Origin of the sequence: Aequorivita vitellina (assembly GCF_022008365.1) — a bacterium.
In the GTDB taxonomy this organism is placed as follows: Bacteria; Bacteroidota; Bacteroidia; order Flavobacteriales; family Flavobacteriaceae; genus Aequorivita; species Aequorivita vitellina.
This window is the reverse complement of record NZ_JAIRBA010000188.1, coordinates 1-317: the sequence shown is the minus strand read 5'-3', so window position 1 is coordinate 317 and position 317 is coordinate 1. Positions and strand designations below refer to the sequence as shown.

Annotated in this window: 1 protein-coding gene; it reads right to left on the bottom strand. The window is 42.3% G+C overall.

Annotated elements, in window-relative coordinates; all coding sequences use genetic code 11:
• Positions 1-317 (bottom strand): hypothetical protein (locus K8089_RS16455; protein ID WP_237604356.1); only part of this gene is annotated, 317 nt, incomplete at both ends.

The window sequence follows — 317 nt, the reverse complement described above, 5'->3', positions numbered from 1 at the left end:
CTTTGGGTTGTAAGTGTAACTGGATCGGTACAATTGTCTATTGCTGTAGCTTCGCCCGTTGCAAAGTAATCTGGAAGAATATAGAATATGTTTCCAGGCCCCGGATCTACTGTTTGATCTGCAGGACAAGTTATTACTGGTGCTAATAAATCTACCACTGTTACCTCTGCTGTACAGGTTGCAAGGTTTCCGTTTACATCTATTGTAAATACTTGCACCGTGATTGGCGCTCCAATATCTGCACAGCTAAAGTTAGTAATATCTACTGCCGAAGCAAAGATTCCACAGGCATCATCGTTAGAGGCAATCACATCACT